The following is a 3,226-nucleotide window of genomic DNA, read 5'->3' as shown; positions in this document are numbered from 1 at the left end:
GGATCTTGCACATTCTTGATCTGATCATTGAGATTGTCAATTTGGGCTTGTAAAGTACATTCTTTGATCTTCATTAAACTATCGTTAAAGAAGTCTTCATTATATCCATCAACATGAAACGGATTTTCCATCAGGCTTACCAACAAATTACGGACGTCTTCTTTTTCTATGTAGCTCATCAGTACATCAAAATCGATATGGTCCATATTTCGATACATGTCGTAACAATATAATGACAATTCTTCACAGACTGGATCTTGGAAAAAACCAATCTGATCTTTGAATTGATCGGCCGCAAGTTTACTGTTTAGAATCATCCATAAAACACCGTGTTCGGCAAGTGTTCTTCCATTTTTTAATGGCTCTATATTTCGAACCACAGCCGCATTATTTCTGGATTCTTTTTTGGGTGCCGGAATATTTGCGGATTGATGTGATAAATCAAATCCTGTCAAATCTCGGATACGAGAATAATAATCGGCCTTTTCAAAATCGGTGCATGTCCTTTCAATGAAAGACTGCATTTCCGATGTGAATTTTTTCTTATCCTCGTAATTGTCTAAATCATATTGGTTTGGTAAATAATCAAATAAAAATTCTACAAATGATACAGTTTTATGAACAGATAAATAGAGTTCATCTTTTCCTAGTTCATTAAAGATTTCATCTGGATCTTTACCGGTTGTATTTTTTACTATGGAAAAATTCAGTCCGTAATCAACGGCTAATTTTCCAAACTTATAGGTAGCTGCTTTACCAGCTCGATCCCCATCGTAACAGACAACCAAAGGGACGTTTAAGCGTTTTAATAGCGTTATTTGTTCTTTTGTACAAGCTGTTCCTAAACAAGCAATACTTTCATGAATATCTGCCTTTTCAAAGGCAATGACATCCATAGCTCCTTCAACTAATATGCATCGCTTGTTCTTTTTCGCAAATTCTTTGGCTCTATGATAATTAAAAATCAAATGGCCCTTATGATAGATCTTTGTTTCAGAAGTGTTGATATATTTGGCTACATCCTTATCTTCATTTAAACGCCTGGCCGTAAATCCAACAGGATTTCCATTTTCATCATGAATGGGAATCATCAATCGATTGTCGAATACGGCATAGGTATCTAGATCGTGAGTACGAATTAAACCTGTATCTGTGAGTATTTGTTCGTTAAAACCTTTTGCCTTGAGATACTTCACACTACGACTCGATTCAGGTGCATACCCAATCTCAAATCTTTTTATAATATCTTCATTTATTTTTCTTTGACTTAAATACCTTTTCACGCTTTCGCCATTCTCACTCTGCAACTCATATGTTAAAAAGCGAATGTACGATTGAACGCAGTCATATAAAGGCTGATTTTCATCAACCTTGGGTTGAAATTGACTTGTATCCATGTGTAAAGGATAATGAATCAGTTCTGCAACCTTACAAACGGCTTCTAGAAAGGAAATGTTTTCAATCTTTTGTACAAATGTAAAGACATTTCCTCCGGTACCGCATACGAAACATTTGAATATTTGTTTATCAGTTGAAATTGATAAACTAGGATCGTGATCATCATGAAATGGACAAATGGCTTTATAGTCTTTGCCTTTTTTTTCTAATGTGATATAACGGGACATCACATCAACAATATCGGCCTGCTGACGAATGGCCTTTATATCATCTTCGGATATCCAGCTCATTAAAATTCAATTCTTTTTTCAATATATGAAACAAGGTCATCTAAAGCGATACGTTCTTGTTGCATAGTATCACGATCACGAACTGTAACACATCCATCGTTTGCGGTTTCGAAATCTACCGTAACACAGAATGGTGTACCAATCGCATCTTGACGACGGTAACGTTTACCAATGCTTTGTGCATCATCGTACGTTACACTAAAGTGTTTAGCTAATTTAGCGAATACTTCATCCCCTTGATCGGATAATTTTTTAGAAAGTGGAAGTACAGCTACTTTATATGGAGCTAATGCTGGGTGTAATTTTAAGACAACACGAGAATCGTTTTCTAATTGTTCTTCTTGGTAAGCTTCACACATCACGGCCAACATCAAACGTTCTACACCTACACTTGGTTCGATAACGTATGGAATGTATTTTTCGTTTGCTTCTTGATCAAAATATTCTAAGTTTTGTTTAGAAGTTGTCTGGTGTGCTTTTAAGTCAAAGTCAGTACGGTCTGCGATACCCCATAATTCACCCCATCCGATAGGTTCAGAGAAGTGGTATTCGATATCACTTGTACCATTTGAATAGTGTGCTAATTCTTCAGGATCATGTGCACGTAAACGAATGTTTTCTTCGTTGATACCCAAATCCTTTAAGAATTGAACACAGTTTTTACAATAGTATTCAAACCAATCTAAATCCGTTCCTGGTTTACAGAAGAATTCAAGTTCCATCTGTTCGAATTCACGTGTACGGAAAATAAAGTTACCTGGTGTAATTTCGTTACGGAAACTCTTACCAATCTGTCCAATACCGAATGGTAATTTTCTACGCATTGTTCTTTGTACGTTTTTGAAGTTGACAAAGATTCCCTGTGCAGTTTCTGGGCGCAAATAGATTGTACTCTTCGCATCTTCTAATACACCTTGGAATGTTTTGAACATCAAGTTAAATTGACGAATGTTTGTAAAGTTTTTAGCTCCACATTTTGGACATGTGATTTCATGTTCAGCGATATAGTTTTCCATATCTTCATTTGACATACCACCACAGTTTACTGTGTGATTGCTGGCTTCTTCAATCAATTGATCCGCTCTAAAACGGCTCTTACATTCTTTACAATCCATTAATGGATCACTAAATCCACCAACGTGACCACTGGCAACCCATACATTAGGGTTCATTAAGATGGCACTCTGCAATCCTACATTGTGTTCACTTTCCTGGATGAAACGTTTCCACCATGCATTTTTAATATTGTTCTTTAATTCAATGCCTAAAGGACCAAAATCCCAAGTATTTGCCAAACCACCATAAATTTCTGAACCTTGGTAAACAAATCCAGAGGTTTTCATGTGATTTACTACATCATTGAATGTCTTTTCGTTCATGTTATTTACCTCATTTCTTTCATGTATACAGACAAAAGGATACACTTTTCATATTATATCCCATTTATCAACAAATTTCTAGACTAAATCCAAAGACAAGGCATAAGAAAAAACGACCTTTCAATTTAGAAAAATCGTTTAGTCTATGATTTCAAATTC

At 35.6% G+C, this 3,226-nt stretch carries 2 protein-coding genes; both read right to left on the bottom strand.

Annotated features, from left to right (window positions below; genetic code table 11):
• Positions 1-1,688, bottom strand: a 1,688-nt coding sequence (dnaG, locus tag ACZQCL_RS07870) for a DNA primase (protein ID WP_482482629.1), incomplete at its 3' end; no start/stop codon positions are given.
• A complete protein-coding gene (locus ACZQCL_RS07865; protein WP_227991817.1) occupies positions 1,688-3,067 on the bottom strand; it encodes a glycine--tRNA ligase in 1,380 nt (459 codons plus the stop codon). The genes ACZQCL_RS07865 and dnaG, both read right to left, overlap by 1 nt.
• Between the last annotated feature and the right edge of the window lie 159 nt (positions 3,068-3,226).

The sequence above is a fragment of the Holdemanella sp. genome (assembly GCF_056804935.1).
The sequence above is the reverse complement of the archived record's forward strand: the minus strand, read 5'-3'. Positions and strand labels throughout refer to the sequence as shown.